This is a genomic window from Nocardioides mangrovicus, assembly GCF_003674065.1.
GTDB lineage: Bacteria > Actinomycetota > Actinomycetes > Propionibacteriales > Nocardioidaceae > Marmoricola > Marmoricola mangrovicus.
This window is the reverse complement of the sequence record NZ_RDBE01000010.1, coordinates 915,696-930,796: the sequence shown is the minus strand read 5'-3', so window position 1 is coordinate 930,796 and position 15,101 is coordinate 915,696. Positions and strand designations below refer to the sequence as shown.

The 15,101-nt window shown below is 73.3% G+C and carries 15 protein-coding genes and 2 tRNA genes; 7 read left to right on the top strand and 10 right to left on the bottom strand.

The window, feature by feature from the left end; all coding sequences use genetic code 11:
* Positions 1-93 precede the first annotated feature (93 nt).
* The 3 genes from D9V37_RS19000 to D9V37_RS18990 all read right to left on the bottom strand — a co-directional run bounded on the left by D9V37_RS19000 (position 94) and on the right by D9V37_RS18990 (position 836).
* Positions 94-184, bottom strand: a tRNA-Ser gene (locus tag D9V37_RS19000).
* A gap of 89 nt (positions 185-273) precedes the next feature.
* The gene (locus D9V37_RS18995) at positions 274-717 is read right to left on the bottom strand and encodes a hypothetical protein (protein ID WP_121807668.1); all 444 of its coding nucleotides are present in this window, start codon (positions 715-717) and stop codon (positions 274-276) included.
* Between the two features lie 27 nt (positions 718-744).
* A tRNA-Ser gene (locus tag D9V37_RS18990) sits at positions 745-836 on the bottom strand.
* 77 nt (positions 837-913) lie between these two features.
* Here D9V37_RS18990 and D9V37_RS18985 point away from each other — a divergent pair.
* Entirely contained in the window at positions 914-1,474 is a 561-nt protein-coding gene (locus D9V37_RS18985) for an NADPH-dependent FMN reductase (RefSeq protein WP_121807667.1), read from the top strand.
* Positions 1,475-1,485: 11 nt separating this feature from the next.
* Here the strand turns inward: D9V37_RS18985 and D9V37_RS18980 are convergent, their stop codons facing one another.
* From D9V37_RS18980 to D9V37_RS18970, 3 genes are all read right to left on the bottom strand, one after another.
* A complete protein-coding gene (locus D9V37_RS18980; protein WP_121807666.1) occupies positions 1,486-1,719 on the bottom strand; it encodes a biotin/lipoyl-binding carrier protein in 234 nt (77 codons plus the stop codon).
* Between the two features lie 81 nt (positions 1,720-1,800).
* The gene (locus D9V37_RS18975; protein ID WP_147456001.1) at positions 1,801-2,910 is read right to left on the bottom strand and encodes a hypothetical protein; all 1,110 of its coding nucleotides are present in this window, start codon (positions 2,908-2,910) and stop codon (positions 1,801-1,803) included.
* Between the two features lie 143 nt (positions 2,911-3,053).
* A complete protein-coding gene (locus D9V37_RS18970) occupies positions 3,054-3,857 on the bottom strand; it encodes a carbon-nitrogen hydrolase family protein (protein WP_121807664.1) in 804 nt (267 codons plus the stop codon).
* A gap of 26 nt (positions 3,858-3,883) precedes the next feature.
* Between D9V37_RS18970 and mobA the strand changes: the two genes are divergently transcribed.
* Genes mobA through D9V37_RS18950 form a run of 4 tightly spaced genes read left to right on the top strand, consistent with a single transcriptional unit; the run spans position 3,884 to position 6,472 of the window.
* The gene (gene mobA / locus D9V37_RS18965) at positions 3,884-4,498 is read left to right on the top strand and encodes a molybdenum cofactor guanylyltransferase (protein WP_158604522.1); all 615 of its coding nucleotides are present in this window, start codon (positions 3,884-3,886) and stop codon (positions 4,496-4,498) included.
* A gap of 33 nt (positions 4,499-4,531) precedes the next feature.
* A complete protein-coding gene (locus tag D9V37_RS18960) occupies positions 4,532-4,903 on the top strand; it encodes a DUF6457 domain-containing protein (RefSeq protein WP_121807662.1) in 372 nt (123 codons plus the stop codon).
* 41 nt (positions 4,904-4,944) lie between these two features.
* Positions 4,945-5,922, top strand: a complete 978-nt coding sequence (locus D9V37_RS18955) for an NAD(P)H-quinone oxidoreductase (protein ID WP_121807661.1) — start codon at positions 4,945-4,947, stop codon at positions 5,920-5,922.
* Positions 5,923-5,932: 10 nt separating this feature from the next.
* Positions 5,933-6,472 (top strand): bacterial proteasome activator family protein, encoded by a 540-nt coding sequence (locus tag D9V37_RS18950; protein ID WP_121807660.1) that lies wholly within the window; start codon positions 5,933-5,935, stop codon positions 6,470-6,472.
* A gap of 93 nt (positions 6,473-6,565) precedes the next feature.
* On the opposite strand, the gene D9V37_RS18945 is transcribed toward D9V37_RS18950, so the two are convergent.
* The gene (locus D9V37_RS18945; protein ID WP_121807659.1) at positions 6,566-8,071 is read right to left on the bottom strand and encodes a hypothetical protein; all 1,506 of its coding nucleotides are present in this window, start codon (positions 8,069-8,071) and stop codon (positions 6,566-6,568) included.
* A gap of 175 nt (positions 8,072-8,246) precedes the next feature.
* Positions 8,247-9,812 carry an FAD-binding oxidoreductase gene (locus D9V37_RS18940; protein WP_232525013.1) on the bottom strand — a complete coding sequence of 522 codons (1,566 nt, stop codon included), beginning with the start codon at positions 9,810-9,812 and terminating at the stop codon, positions 8,247-8,249.
* Between the two features lie 17 nt (positions 9,813-9,829).
* Between D9V37_RS18940 and D9V37_RS18935 the strand changes: the two genes are divergently transcribed.
* Both D9V37_RS18935 and D9V37_RS18930 read left to right on the top strand, forming a co-directional pair.
* On the top strand, positions 9,830-10,408 hold the full coding sequence (locus tag D9V37_RS18935; RefSeq protein WP_121807657.1) for a TetR/AcrR family transcriptional regulator: 579 nt from the start codon (positions 9,830-9,832) through the stop codon (positions 10,406-10,408).
* Complete coding sequence (locus D9V37_RS18930; protein WP_121807656.1) at positions 10,405-11,907, top strand: glycerol-3-phosphate dehydrogenase/oxidase; 1,503 nt, start codon at positions 10,405-10,407, stop codon at positions 11,905-11,907. Before D9V37_RS18935 ends, D9V37_RS18930 begins: the two co-directional genes overlap by 4 nt.
* Here the strand turns inward: D9V37_RS18930 and D9V37_RS18925 are convergent.
* On the bottom strand, positions 11,897-12,070 hold the full coding sequence (locus tag D9V37_RS18925; RefSeq protein WP_121807655.1) for a CsbD family protein: 174 nt from the start codon (positions 12,068-12,070) through the stop codon (positions 11,897-11,899). The two genes, D9V37_RS18930 and D9V37_RS18925, sit on opposite strands and share 11 nt — an antisense overlap.
* A 326-nt stretch (positions 12,071-12,396) precedes the next feature.
* Positions 12,397-15,099: a pyruvate, phosphate dikinase gene (ppdK, locus tag D9V37_RS18920; RefSeq protein WP_121807654.1), complete on the bottom strand. Its 2,703-nt coding sequence runs from the start codon at positions 15,097-15,099 to the stop codon at positions 12,397-12,399.
* Positions 15,100-15,101 lie beyond the last annotated feature (2 nt).

Here is a 15,101-nt window from a genome sequence, read left to right as displayed (position 1 = left end):
GGGCGTCGTGACCGGCCGTCCTGACCGGGCGTCGTGACCGGGCATGCCGGCGACACCCTCGCTCGAGGAGGGTGCCGCGGCGCGGACGAGCGGCGGAGGTGGAGGGATTTGAACCCTCGATGGGGTTGTAGCCCCAAACCCGCTTAGCAGGCGGGCGCCATAGACCGGACTAGGCGACACCTCCAGCGCACTGCCGTGAGGACCTCGCGGTCGGCGCGGCGGTGAGCGAGGTTCAGGCTACCTGTGGCGGCTCGGGGTGCGCCAACCGGTCGGCTATCGACGGGTCCGGGCCAGGCGGGCGCGGAGCTCCTCGACGAAGCGCTCGCCGGGCACGGCGAGCACGTCGACCGGGACGGTGGTGGTGCGGCCGTCGCGCAGCCGCAGCACGACGCAGCGAGCGCCACCGACCTCGGCGGTCACCACGTCGGCCACGTCGCTCCAGCGGGCCGCGGCCGCGCCGACGCCGCGGACCAGGCGCACCCGGTAGCCCTCGGCGTCGGCTCGCACCACCACCGAGCGCCGGTTGAGCAGCCAGCCCGCGCCGGCCATCACCAACAGCACCAGGACGACCACCGCCGACATGACGTCGAGGGAGAGCCTGGCCAGCAGCACGACGGTCATGGCCACGCACAGCAGCACCCCAAGGCCGACCAGCAGCACGCCGAAGAGCCTCGCCCGCAGCCGGGGCGCGAGCGCGTACTCGACCACCTGGGACACCTGGCTCCTCGACGGGTTGGCTGAAGCTGGCAGAGGGGGCGGGATTCGAACCCGCGGCTGACATCTCTGCCAGCGACCGCTTTCAAGGCGGTTCCGATCGGCCACTCCGGCACCCCTCCGGGAGGCCCCATCCTAGGCAGTGCCACGCTGGGAGCGAATCGTTGCGCGTTCAACCACCCACGACGGAAGGTCCCTCATGAAGCTGCTGGTCGTCATCGCGAGCACCCGTCCCGGCCGCGTCGGCAAGCCCGTCGCCGACTGGTTCGCCGTGGCGGCGCGAGAGCACGGCGGCTTCGAGGTCGACCTGGCCGACCTCGGCGAGCTCGACCTCCCCCTGCTCGACGAGCCGCACCACCCGCGGCTGCAGCGCTACGAGCACGACCACACCAAGGCCTGGAGCGCGCGGGTCGCCGCGGCCGACGCGGTGGTCTTCGTGATGCCCGAGTACAACCACTCCTTCAACGCGGCGCTGAAGAACGCCATCGACTACCTGCACGTCGAGTGGGCCTACAAGCCGATCGGCTTCGTCGCCTACGGCGGCGTGGCTGCCGGCCAGCGCGCGGTCGGGGCCCTCAAGCCGGTGCTGGCGCCGCTGCGGGCGGTGGCGGCGGCCGACAGCGTGATGATCCCGTGGGTGCAGTCGATGATCGAGGACGGCGTGTTCCGGCCCAGCGACGACGTCGCCGCCTCGGTCGACCCGATGCTCGACGAGCTGGCCAAGCTGGCCGAGGTCTACGCGCCGCTGCGCACCGGCTGAGCAGCCAGCAGTCAGTCGGCCAGCAGCAGGACGACCAGCACGTCGCCCTCCTGGACCACGTCGCCCGCGGCGACCTTGACCTCCTGCACCCGGCCGGCCTGCTCGGCCAGCACCGGGATCTCCATCTTCATCGACTCCAGCAGGGCCACCTGCTCGCCGGCCGGCACCTCGTCGCCCACCGCCACCGAGACCCCGGCGACGCTGGCGACGAGCTCGGAGATGATGGAGAGGGTCTTGGCGGCCACGCACGGAACGTACTCCCCTCGCGCGCCGCGTCGACCATCACCCGGCACCCGTCCGGTACCCACCCGGCCGGGCGCATCGCCTCACACGAGCGGACGCGTGCGGGCCGGCTCCGGGGGCGCGACCCGGCCGCCGAGCCCGGCGGCGGTGCGGCGGTCCTGCGAGCGACCGACGGCACGGTCGACCACGACCAGCAGGGCCCCGAGCGCGACGCCGCCGACCAGGCTGTAGCCACCACCCAGCACGGCGCGGGCCACCGTCGTCGTGGGGTCGACCAGCGCGCACGCCGTCGAGACCGTGGCGGCCACACCGAACACGCAGACCCACCAGGCGTGCGGACGGCGGGCCCGCAGCCACAGCCCGTAGGTCAGCGCCGGCCAGCCGACGAAGAGCTGGATCGGGTGCGGCACGGCACCGAGGTGGTCGCGCAGCGCCGCGCGCATCCGGTCCAGGGAGTCGACCAGGTCGGTGCTGCCCCACCGGCTCAGCGCCTCGCCGTAGGCCACAGCCACCACCACCAGCACCACGCCGAGCGCCAGCACGACCGTGCCGCGTCCGCTGAGGTGGTGCAGGCCGGCGTCGAGGCGACCTGCCGCGGCTAGCGCGACGACCAGCGCGACGGCCACCGCCAGGTAGCGAAACCGCATCGGCTCCACGTCGGCGCCGTAGCCGGCGACGGCCAGCGCCCCGACGACGGAGACGACCAGCGCCGTCGCCAGCTCCCGGGCGACGGCGACCGGCGTACGACCCGGCACCGTGACCGCCAGAGCCAGCAGACCGGCCACCACCGCACCGGCCGCGGCGACGCCGGCGGTCACCTCGGGCCGGCCCGTGGCGGTCGCGGCGACGCCGAGCAGCAGCGCCAGCCCCAGCGACACCAGCGGGCGACCGCCCAGCCGGTAGGCCAGCGCGGTGGCGAACAGCGCGGTCACCACCACCGACGCCGCCTGGTCGAGGTGGTGCTCGGCCAGAGCGGTGGACAGGGTCAGCGGCAGCCGCGCGAGCACGAGGACGCCGGTCGCGACGGCGAGCAGCGCGAGCCAGATCGTGCGCGGCAGCGGGCCGTGGGCCAGGACCGAGCCGCGCGGCGGGGGTCCGCCGGGGACGAAGGCCGGCCGATCCGTGACGACCGCGCTCGACCGCACCGGCTGCTGCACCGGCTGCTGCACCGGCTGCTGCACCGGGGGACTCACGGGCTGAGGGGAGCTCTGGGGTGAGGGCTGGGCCGGCGGCCGCACCGGCGGTCGCGACGGGCGCGCCGGGCCGGGCGGTCGCGGACCCGGGGGCGCCTGACCGACCGACGACCCGCGAGCACGGAACGGTGGCATCTGGCCGCTCATCCGGGTACGCCCAGACCGGCCCGGCGGTTGTCCAGCGACGGGTTCGCCTCGCGGGCGGCCGCCACCGCGGCGCGCTCCAGCACCACCCCGACGACGGCTTCCTCCGCACCGGCCTGGGCCAGCACGTCGCCTTCTGGACCGACCACGGTGGAGAACCCGGTGTAGCGCGGCCCGGGCTGGCCGACGCCGACGACGTAGCAGACGTCCTCGATCGCGCGGGCCCGCAGCAGCGTGGTCCAGTGGGCGACCTTCCGGTTGCCGGCCACCCAGGCCGCTGGCACCACCAGCGCCTCGGCCCCCCGCTCGACCAGCGCCCGGCCCAGCTCGGGGAAGCGCAGGTCGTAGCAGGTCATCAGACCCAGCGGGAAGCCGCGCACGTCGACGACGACCGGGCCGGTGTCGCCGGCCGCCAGCACGTCGGACTCGCGGTAGCCGAAGGAGTCGTAGAGATGGATCTTGCGGTAGGTCGTCAGCTGGTCGCCGTCAGCCAGCACCAGGGTGTTCCACGGCGGCAGGTCACGTCCCCTGGTCTCGAACATCCCGGCCAGCACGGCCACGCCCGACTGCGAGGAGACCTCGCGCAGCCGGGTGACGAACGGGCCGTCGAGCGGCTCGGCGTACTCGCGCAGATCGGTCCCGGCCTTCCCGAAGTCGCGCGCGAACGCCTCCGGCAGCACCACCAGGTCGGAGGCGGGGGCCAGCTCGCCGGCCTCGTCCAGGCGCGCCCGGTTCTGCGCAGGGTCCAGCGTCGAGGCCGTCTGCACGAGCGTCACGCGGAGTGACACCTGGTCGCCGGGCATGAACCAACCATGCCAGTATCCGCAGCGTGCCAGCACCTCCCGCTGTCTCATCGGACGTCGCCGGCGAGCCGGGAGGAGCACCGCGGGCCTGGGCCGGCGTCCTGCTGACGGGTGGCCGCGGCCGCCGCCTCGGCGGCGTCGACAAGGCGGCGCTGCGCCACGGCGGGCTGAGCCTCCTCGAGCGGGGACTGACCGCGCTGGCCGGCGCCGAGCGGACGGTGGTGGTCGGCCCGCGGACGGCCACGTCGCGACCGGTCGAGTTCGCCGTCGAGAAGCCTGCCGGTGGTGGGCCGGCGGCCGGGTTGCTGGCCGCGGTCGACGTGCTGGCCGACGGGCCGCCTCTCGTCGTGGTGCTCGCCGTCGATATGGCCTGGGTCGAGGCCGCGACCGTGGCCCGGCTGCTCGCCGGCCTCACCCCCGAGGTCGACGGGGCCGCCCTGGACGACGGCCGGAGGCAGCCACTCGCCGCCGCCTATCGGCTCTCCTCGCTGCGGTCGCTGCCCGCACCGGCGCAGGGATCGGCCCAGGGGCTCTCCGTGCACCGGCTGCTGGCCCCGCTGCGGCTGGCGCGGGTGCCGGCCCGCGCGGGTGAGGCGCACGACATCGATACGCCGGACGACCTTCACCTGCTCGACGGTTGACCTGACGGCCGGGGCCGGGTGAGGTTCTGGGGTGTGAACCTGCACGACTGGATCGATGAGCTCTGCGACGCTCTGGACATCGAGGTCGACGTCGACGAGGCGCTCGTGCTTGACCTGGCGCGCGACGCCGCCCACAACGTCGAGCGGGCGGCCGCCCCCATCACGACGTTCCTGCTCGGGTACGCCGCCGCGGCCCACGACGGCGACCAGGACGAGCTGGAACGCATGGCCCAGGCCGCTACCGACCTCGCGATGCGGTGGGACAAGCCCGGCGAGGGCGCGCCCGGCGGCGGCGACGACACCGAGGAGCCCGGGGAGACCGGGGACACCGAGGACACCGACGACACCGATCTCGATGACCTCGACGACGAGGACGACGAGGACGACGACGAGCGAGAGGGCTGAGCCCGGTTCGGGCCCGAGCCGGCGCCCGTAGGCTCGACGGCATGCGCGCCGTCACCGCTCCCGATCCCGGAGGGCCCGAGGCCCTCGTCGTCTCCGAGCATCCCGACCCCACGCCGGGGCCGGGCGAGGTCGTGCTCGACGTCGTCGCCTCGGCGGTCAACCGTGCCGACACCTTGCAGCGACAGGGGTTCTACCCGCCGCCGCCGGGTGCCTCCGACATCTTGGGCATGGAGTGCTCGGGTCGCATCGCCGCGCTCGGCGAGGGCGTCGAGGGCTGGTCGGTCGGCGACGAGGTGTGTGCGCTGCTGGCGGCGGGCGGCTACGCCGAGCAGGTGGCGGTGCCGGCGGGCCAGCTGATGGCGGTGCCCGCGGGCATCGACCTGGTCGACGCCGCGGCGCTGCCGGAGGTGGCCTGCACTGTCTGGTCCAACGTTTTCATGATCGCCGGGCTGCAGCCCGGCGAGACGCTGCTCGTGCACGGCGGCGCGGGCGGCATCGGCACCACGGCGATCCAGCTGGGCAAGGCGCTGGGCGCGCGAGTCGTCACCACCTGCGGCACCGAGGAGAAGGTCGCCTACTGCCGCGACCTGGGGGCCGACGTCGCAGTGAACTACCGCACGGAGGACTTCGTGGCGGCGGTGAAGGAGATAGGTGGTGCCGACGTCGTGCTGGACAACATGGGCGCCTCCTACCTGGCGCGCAACGTCGACGCCCTGGCCACTGAGGGTCGCCTGGTGGTGATCGGCATGCAGGGCGGCACGACGGCCGAGCTGGACCTCTCGGTGCTGCTGCGCAAGCGCGGTGCCGTCATCGCCACGTCGCTGCGCGCCCGGCCGGCACCGGAGAAGGAGGCCATCGTGGCCGCCACGGCCGAGCACGTGTGGCCGCTGGTGGCCGACGGGTCGGTGCGCGTGGTCGTGCACGACAGGGTGCCGCTGGCCGAGGCCGCCCGGGCGCACCAGCTCATGGAGGACAGCTCCCACTCGGGCAAGATCGTGCTCGTCACCGGCCGGTCATAGGGTCGCGGGTATGAGTGAGGACCAGGGACAGGAGCGGATCGTCGTCGTCGGGCCCGACGGTCACGCGATGACCACGAGCCCCGACGAGGTCGAGGGCGAGCGGGGGCTGACCGACCTGGTGGAGCAGCCGGCCAAGGTGATGCGCATCGGCGGCATGATCCGCCAGCTGCTGGAGGAGGTGAAGGCCGCGCCCCTCGACGAGGCCGGCCGCACCCGGCTGGCCGGCGTCATCCACACCTCGATGGACGAGCTCAAGGAGGGCCTCGCGCCCGAGCTCGACGAGGAGCTGACCCGGCTGGTGCTGCCCTTCGACTCAGGGACGCCGAGCGAGTCCGAGCTCCGGATCGCCCAGGCCCAGCTGGTGGGCTGGCTCGAGGGGCTCTTCCACGGCATCCAGACCGCGATCTACGCCCAGCAGATGGCGGCGCGCGCCCAGCTGGAGCAGATGCGCCGCGCCCTGCCGCCCGGCCAGGCCCCGACCATGCCCGGTGCTGCGCCGTCGCAGGATCCCGGCGAGGAGCAGCCGGGCCGGGGCGGGATGTACCTCTAGTCCAGACCCAGTAGCACCATTGTCGACGCGCGCATCGGTGCTGCTCGATCTGGACTATCCGACCTGGACTAGCGGTGCCACAGCCGGGCGCGCCTAGTCGGTGATGCGGCCACCGTGCCGCAGCCACCACCGGGCACCGCTGCGCACCTGCTCGGTCTTCGCCGGGTCCTGGGCCCACTCCGCGAGCAGCGGGCTACGGCCCATGCCGGCGGCGTAGAGCGCCAGCCGAGCGGTCGACCAGTCCTCGACCACGAGCTTCTCCAGCATCGTGGGATCCAGCTCGTCGCTCGTACGCCCCAGGGTCACCAGGGCCGCACGCCGCATCTGCTCGTCCGGGCCGTCGACCCACGGCTCGACCTGGTGGTGGAAGCCGGGCCGGTCCAGCCGCATCACCAGCAGCATCGCCGCGGCGCGCACGTCGGGCGACTCGTGGGTGTGGGCCACCTCGACCATCCGGGAGGCGATCAGGTCGGCGTAGGGCACCACGCTGAGGAACATCGTGGCGATGTGGGCCTTGGGCCAGCGTGGATCGAACATCGCCTCGTGCAGCAACCGCTCGAGCATCAGGTCCACGGGCGAGGGCAGCTCGGCCTTGACCGCCTCCGCGACCTCGTGGGCGATCGGGGCCACGCTGCCCGCCTCGCGGCTGTGGCGGTAGTGCTCGGTCACCGGGCTCAGCGGGCGCTGCAGGTCCGGCCGGGCCGTCTCCAAGACACCGGGCGGCAGGTTGCGCAGCATCCCGGAGATGTGGTGATGGCGACCCGGGTCGTCGGCGAGCGCGTTGTAGGCGTCGGCCAGGCGCGGCACCGTGTCGCGCATCCGGTCCTTGGGGATGCCTCCGAGGACGGCCATCGTCACCAGCGCCTGGGCGGCGCCGTAGAACACGACCTCCCGGGAGTCCAGCAGCAGCCGGGTCATGTCGACGAACAGCTCGGCCGTGGGCTGGTGCGCCGCGACGTTGAGCAGCGCCACCGCGGCCTGGGTGTCGCGCGCCAGGGCCCGGTCGAGCAGGGTGCGCAGCACGGTCAGTCCGTAGGGTCCCGTGCGCAGCCGCACCAGGGCCTCGTAGCGGGTCAGGAAGGCACCGCCGACCGAGCGACAGAGCTCGTCGGCGAGGCGGTCCATCACCGGGGCAGCGACGAAGTCGGGCACCCGCAACGGGCCGTCGGCGGCCAGCGCGTCGGCCAGGTGCATCCAGTCCAGGCCGCTCGGGTGGCCGGTCATCGCCGGGCGCACCAGCTCGCTGACGTCGTCCAGCTCCTCGGTCACCGGCGTCTCGGCCAGCCGGCCACCCACCGGTTGCCGGAAGTAGCGCCGCGTCGTCTCGACCAGTCCGCGCAGCGTGCCGGCGGGAGCCTCGACGAGCCGCTCGTAGCCGGCGATCGCGCCGGCGTCGATGCTGTCGCTGCCCTTCTCCCACTTGGTGACCATGGCCGGCCCGACGCCCAGCGAGGCGGCGAAGCTGTGGCCGGAGACCGAGTGCTCGAGGCGGCTGTTGAGACGGCAGGTCCGCAGCAGCCAGCCGACGCGCAACGCGACGTTGATGGTCGGTGCGTCCAGGGGTGATCCGTCGACGATGACGTCTGGTGCACGTGCCACGAATGAGACCCCAACCGGTCGTCGCTGCCGAGATCACCGGCTCCTGCGACATCGTGTGCCAGACCGCAACGCTGTGGCGCTACGACGTGAACCGTTTCCCCGACGGCTCCCTCACCGACATCCAACGACACACTCGCGGCCAGGTCACGTACCTGGCCCCGATGCGTCGAGTGGTTCAGACCAGTACGCCGGGATTGAGCACACCCGTCGGGTCCAGCTCGGCCTTCACCGCACGAAGCATGGCCAGCCCGACCGGCCCCACCTCGCGCTCGAGCCACGGCTTGTGGTCGCGGCCCACGGCGTGATGGTGCGTGAGCGTGCCGCCGGCCTCGAGGATCGCGTCGGTGACGGCGGTCTTGGCCTGTCGCCAGCGCCCCAGGGGGTCCTCGCCCTGACCCGCGGCGACCGTGAAGTAGAGCGAGGCGCCGTTGTCGTAGACGTGCGAGACGTGGGCCAGCACCAGCCCGGGGTCGAGGTGCTCGCCGAGCGAGGCGCGAGCGGCGGCGTAGACCGCGGGCAGTCGCGACCACAGGGCGGCCGTCTCCAGCGTCTCCACGAGGACGCCGACGTCGAGGAGCGAGTCGCGCAGGTAGGGCCCGTCGTAGCGGCCACGGCGCCAAGCGGCGCCGGGCCCGGGACCCAGGGCCTCGGCGCCCGCCTCGCGGAGCAGGGCGGTGGTGGCCTCGCGGCGGACGGCGAGGCCGTCGGCGGTGCCTTCGTAGCCGGTCAGCAGCAGGCAGCCGCCGTCGGACTGCGCCCCCACCGAGGCGGGATCGGCCAGGTTCAGGGCGGTCTCGGTCTCGTCCGAGAGCCGCAGCACCGCGGGGGCCAGCCCCGACCGCGCGACCTCCCGGACGGCGTCGAGGCCGGCGGCGAACGAGGGCAGCCGCCACGCCTCGTCGAGCACGGCGACCGGTAGCGGGTGCACCGTCACCCGGACCGACGTGATGACCCCGAACGCCCCTTCGGAGCCCAACAGCCACTGCCGCAGGTCGGGACCCGCGGCGGTGGCTGGTGCCGTATCCAGGTCGAGCCGGCCGCGGGGGGTGGCCGCGGTGAGGCCCAGCACCATCTCGTCGAAACGGCCGTAGCCGGCGGAGGCCTGGCCGCTGGAACGGGTGGCGGCGAAGCCGCCGATGGTGGCGTACTCGAAGGACTGCGGGTGGTGGCCCAGGCTGAGACCGTGCTCGGCCAGCAGCGCCTCGGCCTCGGGCGCCCGCAGGCCCGCCTCCAGGACCGCCGTGCCGGAGAGGGGATCGACCTCGACCAGCCGGTCCAGCCGGGCCAGGTCGAGCGCGATCACGCCCGCGAAGCCGTCCCGGTCGGCGACCAGGCCACCCACCACCGACGTGCCGCCGCCGAACGGCACGAGCGCCACGTGCTCGCGGACGCACACGTCCACGACGGCCTGCACCTGGTCGTGGTCGGCCGGACGCACCACCGCACCGGGCGCGTCGCCGGCGTCGCCCGAGCGCAGCAGCAGCAGGTCGGGGGTGGACTTCCCGCGCGTGTGGCGCAGCCGGGTGGCGTCGTCGACCCGCACCTGCTCGGCGCCCACGACGCCGGCGAACGTCGCACACAGATGCGCCGGCAGCGGCGGGGCCAGCCGTGCCTCGGCCTCGGCGAGCGCCGGTGTGTCGCGAGTGCCGAGGAAGGCGTCGACCAGCTCGCGGGCGGCCGGGGCCAACGGCCCGGAGCGGTCCGGGTCGCCCCATCGGCTCCAGTGCATCTCTCGCGTCATGCGTTACAGTGTGACACATGACGTCAGTTCGTCACACCGACCGGGATCCGGTGCTCGACGCCGCCCGCGACTCGGTGTTGGCCGTCGGCTGGCGGCGGACCTCCCTGGCCGAGGTGGCGAGGCGCGCCGGCGTCAGCCGGATGACGATCTACCGCCGCTGGCCCGACATGACCGCGCTGTTCGGCGACCTGATGACCCGTGAGTGGGCCGACGTCCTGGCAGGCCTCGACTCGAGCGAAGACCGGCTGTCGCGGCGCGACATCGCCCGCGCCGTCGTCGACCTGGTGCGACTGCTGCGCGCGGACGAGCTGTTCGGTCGGATGCTCGAGGTCGACCCCGAGCTGCTGCTGCCCTACCTGCTCGAGCGCCGCGGCCGCTCGCAGCAGCTGGTGCTGGACCTGCTGGTCCCCCTGCTGCGCCAGGGCCAGCGCCGCGGCGAGGTGCGCCGCGGCAACGTGCACGCGCTCGCGCGCAGCGTCGTGCTCGCCGCCCACGGCTTCGGGCTCTCGGCCGAGACGATGGTCGACCACCAGGTGAGCGTGGCGATCCTCGACCGCGAGCTCCTGGCCCTGGTCGAGCGGTACCTCGCACCGTGACGTCGCCTGCTGCGATCGGCGTCGGCGCCGACGCGCTGCCGGAGTCCTGCGACCTGCTGGTCGTCGGCCTCGGCGTCACCGGCGCGGGCGTGGCCCTCGATGCCGCCACGCGCGGGCTGTCGGTTGTGGCCGTCGACGCGCACGACCTCGCCTTCGGCACCAGCCGGTGGAGCTCGAAGCTGGTGCACGGCGGACTGCGCTACCTCGCACACGGACAGGTGGGCGTGGCCCACGAGAGCGCCGTGGAGCGAGGCGTCTTGATGCAGACCACGGCGCCGCACCTGACGCGGACGCTGCGGATGGTGGTCCCGCTGACCCCGGCCACCGACCACCTCTCGGCCGCGCTCACCCGGGCCGGCACGGCCGCGGGCGACCTGCTGCGAGCCGGCGCCCGGACGTCGGCGCAGGTGCTGCCGCGCTCGCGGCGGATCAGTGCCGCCGAGGCGCTCGCGCTGGCCCCCGGCATCCGGCGGCAAGGCCTGCGCGGGGCGGTGCTCTCCTTCGACGGCCAGCTGGAGGACGACGCGCGCCTGGTGGTGGCGATCGCCCGCACCGCCGCCGCGCACGGCGCGCACGTGCGCACGCGGGTGCGCGCGACATCGGTCTCGGGCAACGGCGCGATGCTGCTCGACGAGCGCACCTTCTCGTCACTGACCCTGCGCGCGAAGGCGGTGGTGAACGCCACCGGCGTGTGGGCCGGCACGCTGGCACCGTCGGCGCGACTGCGACCCTCGCGCGGCACTCACCTCGTCCTCGGCCCGGCCTCGCTGCCCGACCTGCGCGCCGCGGTGATGGCCCCGGTGCCGGGCTCGCGCAACCGCTTCGTGTTCGTGCTGCCGCAGCCCGACGGCACCCGCTACGTCGGGCTCACCGACGTGCCCGCCGACGGCCCGGTGCCCGACGTGCCCGAACCGACGCCACAGGAGGTCGACTTCCTGCTGGACACGGTGGCCCGCGTGCTGGAGCAGCCAATCAAGCACGCCGACGTGCTCAGTGCGTACGCCGGACTTCGCCCACTGCTGGACTCCAACGGCTCCACCGCCGACCTGTCCCGCCGTCACGCCGTGCTGGTCGACGACGGCGTGGTGACCGTGGTCGGCGGCAAGCTGACGACCTACCGCCGGATGGCCCAGGACGCCGTCGACGCCACCGGACTCGCGTGCGGCCCCTGCCGGACGCGGACGCTGCCACTGCTGGGCGCGGCGCCCCGCGAGAACCTCGACCCCGCCGACCGGCTGCAGCGGCGATACGGCACCGAGGCCGACCTCGTGCTCACCTCGGCGGCACAGACCACAGGTTGGTCCAGCGCCGAGCTGGCCTCACCGCTCGCACCGGGGGTGCCGACCCTGCTGGCCGAGCTGGTCTTCGGCGTCACGCACGAGGGCGCGACCACGGCGGCGGACCTGCTCGAGCGGCGCACCCGGCTCTCGCTGGTGCCCGCACACGCAGAACTCGCCCGGCCGGTGGCCGAGCGAGTCCTCGCGCGCATCAGCCCTTGAAGGCGTCCTTGATCTTCTCGCCGGCCTGCTTCAGGTTGGACTTGGCCTGGTCGGTCTTGCCCTGACGCTCCAGCCCCTCGTCGTCGGTCGCCTTGCCGACGGCCTCCTTGGCCTTGCCGGCGAGCTCGTCCTTCTTGTTGTCTGCCTTGTCATCGAGTCCCATGCCGTCCACTCAACCACCGGGTACCGGGAGTACGGGCACCCCTAGGGGTGGAAGTGGTGGTGGGGACGGCGTCTCCGCAATTCCCCGCACGCGCGGGGAATTGCCGCGTGAGGTGGGCAAACAACGTCGACCACTCCCGCGGTTCCTCCTACGAAGCGGGGATGGCCAGCGAGCGCTCACCGACCGCCCGCGCGGCGGCGACGGGCCGTCACCACATCCGGACAACTCGGGTGGTGACCTACCGGAACTCTTGTCATCGACCGATTCTGAGCCGAGTTTCTCGGGGTTTTGCCGGGCACCCGGCAAAACCCCCGCCGGGTCGCGCCCTACTCCTCACCCGCCGGCAGCACGGTCGCCCGGCCAGCCTCGAGCCGCGCGACCGGGACCCGGAACGGCGAGCAGGACACGTAGTCCAGGCCGGCCCGGTGGAAGAAGTGGATCGACTCCGGGTCGCCACCGTGCTCGCCGCAGACGCCCATCTTGAGCTTCTTCTTCGTCGATCGGCCGCCCTTCACGCCGGCCTCGACGAGCTGGCCCACCCCGTCGGCGTCAAGGGTCTCGAAGGGGCTGATCGTCAGCACGCCGTTGTCGAGGTAGGTCGCGAAGAACGCCCCCTCGACGTCGTCGCGGGAGAAGCCCCAGGTGGTCTGGGTGAGGTCGTTGGTGCCGAAGGAGAAGAAGTCGGCCTCCTCGGCGATCCTCGCCGCGGTCAGGGCCGCGCGGGGCAGCTCGATCATGCAGCCGATGGCCAGGTCGAGCTCCTCCCCGGTCTCCTCGGCGATCTCGGCCAGCAGCTTCTCGGCCTCGTCGCGCACCAGCTGCAGCTCTCGCTGCGAGCCGATCAGCGGCACCATGATCTCGGGCTGGGGATCCTTGCCCTCGCCGCGCAGCTCCACCGTCGCCTCGGCGATGGCGCGGATCTGCAACGCGAACAGACCCGGCAGCCGCAGTCCGAGCCGGACGCCGCGCAGCCCCAGCATCGGGTTCTGCTCGTGCATCCGCCGCACCGCGGTGAGCAGCTCGACGTCGTGCTCGTCGGGCTCGCCGCGCTCCTCGGCCAGCGCGACCGTGACCGACAGGTCGGTCAGGTCGGGCAGGAACTCGTGCAGCGGCGGGTCGATGAGCCGGATCGTGGTCGGCAGCCCGTCCATCGCCTCGAGAAGCTCGCGGAAGTCCTGCTTCTGCAGCGGCAGCAGCTCGGCCAGCGCCTTCTCGCGCTGCTCGGCGCCGTCGGCCAGCACCACCCGCTCGATCTGCACGCGTCGATCGCCCAGGAACTGGTGCTCGGTGCGGCACAGTCCGACGCCCTCGGCGCCGTGCTTGCGCGCCCGGGCGGCGTCCTCGCCGGTGTCGGCGTTGGCGCGCACGCGCAGCCGGCGTACGTCGTCGGCGTGGCCGAGCAGCCGGTCGACGGCCTCGACGAGCTCCAGGGTGTCGTCGTCGCCCTTGGCGGCCTCGAGCGCGGCGTCCAGGCCGTCGGCGATGTAGGTCATCACCGGCGAGTCGACCACCGGCACCTCGCCGACGAACACCTCGCCGGTGGAGCCGTCGATGGCGATGACGTCGCCGCGGTGCAGCACCGTGTCGCCCACGCGGATTTCGCCGTCCTTGACGGCGATCGCCTCGGCGCCGACGACCGCGCACATGCCCATGCCGCGCGCGACGACGGCGGCGTGGGAGGTCTTCCCGCCGCGGCTGGTCAGCACGCCGCGCGAGGCCACCATGCCGGGCAGGTCCTCCGGGCTGGTCTCGCGACGCACCAAGATGACGTCGTTGCCCTTCGCCTTCTCCTCCTCCGCCTGGGCGTTGTCGAAGACGATGCCGCCCACCGCCGCCCCCGGCGAGGCGCCGAGTCCCTTGGCCAGCAGCTGGCGCTCGGCGTGCGGGTCGAACTGCGGGAAGAGCAGCTGGCTGAGCTGGCTGCCGGTGACGCGCGTGAGCGCCTCGTCGGTGTCGATGAGGCCCTCGTCGTCGAGCTGGCAGGCGATCCGGAACGCCGCCGCCGCGGTGCGCTTGCCCACCCGGGTCTGCAGCATCCACAGCTTGCCGCGCTCGATGGTGAACTCGATGTCGCACAGGTCGCGGTAGTGCGTCTCGAGCCGGCGCATGATCCGCCGCAGCTCGCGGTAGGACTTGCCGTCGATGTCCTTGAGCTCCTCGAGCGAGAGCGTGTTGCGGATGCCCGCCACCACGTCCTCGCCCTGGGCGTTCTGCAGGTAGTCGCCGTAGACGCCGGTGTGACCGGTGGAGGGGTCGCGGGTGAAGCAGACGCCGGTGCCGGAGGTGTCGCCCATGTTGCCGAACACCATCGAGACCACGTTGACGGCGGTGCCCAGGCTGTGCGGGATCCGCTCGCGACGGCGGTACAGGCGGGCGCGCTCGGTGTTCCAGGACCGGAAGACCGCCTCGATCGCCAGGTCGAGCTGCTGGCGCGGGTCCTGCGGGAAGTCCTCGCCGGTGTGCTCGACGACCACCTTCTTGTAGGCGTCGACGACGGCACGCCAGTCCTCGGCGTCGAGCTCGACGTCGTTGCTGACGCCGCGCTCCTCCTTGCGAGCGTCGAGCGCCTCGCTGAACGGCTCACCCGGGATGTCGAGCACGGTGCGCCCGAACATCTGGATCAGCCGGCGGTAGGAGTCCCAGGCGAACCGCTCGTCGTCGGCGAGCCGGGCCAGTCCCTCGACCGTCTCGTCGTTGAGGCCGACGTTGAGCACCGTCTCCATCATCCCCGGCATCGAGAACTTCGCCCCCGACCGCACCGAGACCAGCAGCGGCTCCTCGGCGTCGCCGAAGTTACGACCGACCGCCTCCTCCACCTCGCGCAGCGCGACGGTGGTCTGCACCCGCACCTGCTTGGGCACCTTGCCGTCGGCCAGGTACGCCCGGCAGGCGTCGGTGGAGATCGTGAACCCGGGCGGCACCGGCAGCCCGAGGTTCGTCATCTCGGCGAGATTGGCACCCTTGCCGCCGAGCAGCTCCTTCTGGTCCTTGTCACCCTCACTGAAGCGGTAGACGTACTTCTGAGGCATGG

Bases quoted from the DNA above. Each gene is read 5' to 3' on its own strand.
- D9V37_RS18985 (WP_121807667.1), top strand. From the start codon at position 914: ATGAAGCTGCTGGTCGTCATCGCGAGCACCCGTCCCGGCCGCGTCGGC.
- D9V37_RS18970 (WP_121807664.1), bottom strand. From the start codon at position 3,857: ATGCCCGGCGACCAGGTGTCACTCCGCGTGACGCTCGTGCAGACGGCC.
- D9V37_RS18955 (WP_121807661.1), top strand. From the start codon at position 4,945: ATGCGCGCCGTCACCGCTCCCGATCCCGGAGGGCCCGAGGCCCTCGTC.
- D9V37_RS18950 (WP_121807660.1), top strand. From the start codon at position 5,933: ATGAGTGAGGACCAGGGACAGGAGCGGATCGTCGTCGTCGGGCCCGAC.
- D9V37_RS18940 (WP_232525013.1), bottom strand. From the start codon at position 9,812: ATGACGCGAGAGATGCACTGGAGCCGATGGGGCGACCCGGACCGCTCC.
- D9V37_RS18935 (WP_121807657.1), top strand. From the start codon at position 9,830: ATGACGTCAGTTCGTCACACCGACCGGGATCCGGTGCTCGACGCCGCC.
- D9V37_RS18925 (WP_121807655.1), bottom strand. From the start codon at position 12,070: ATGGGACTCGATGACAAGGCAGACAACAAGAAGGACGAGCTCGCCGGC.
- ppdK (WP_121807654.1), bottom strand. From the start codon at position 15,099: ATGCCTCAGAAGTACGTCTACCGCTTCAGTGAGGGTGACAAGGACCAG.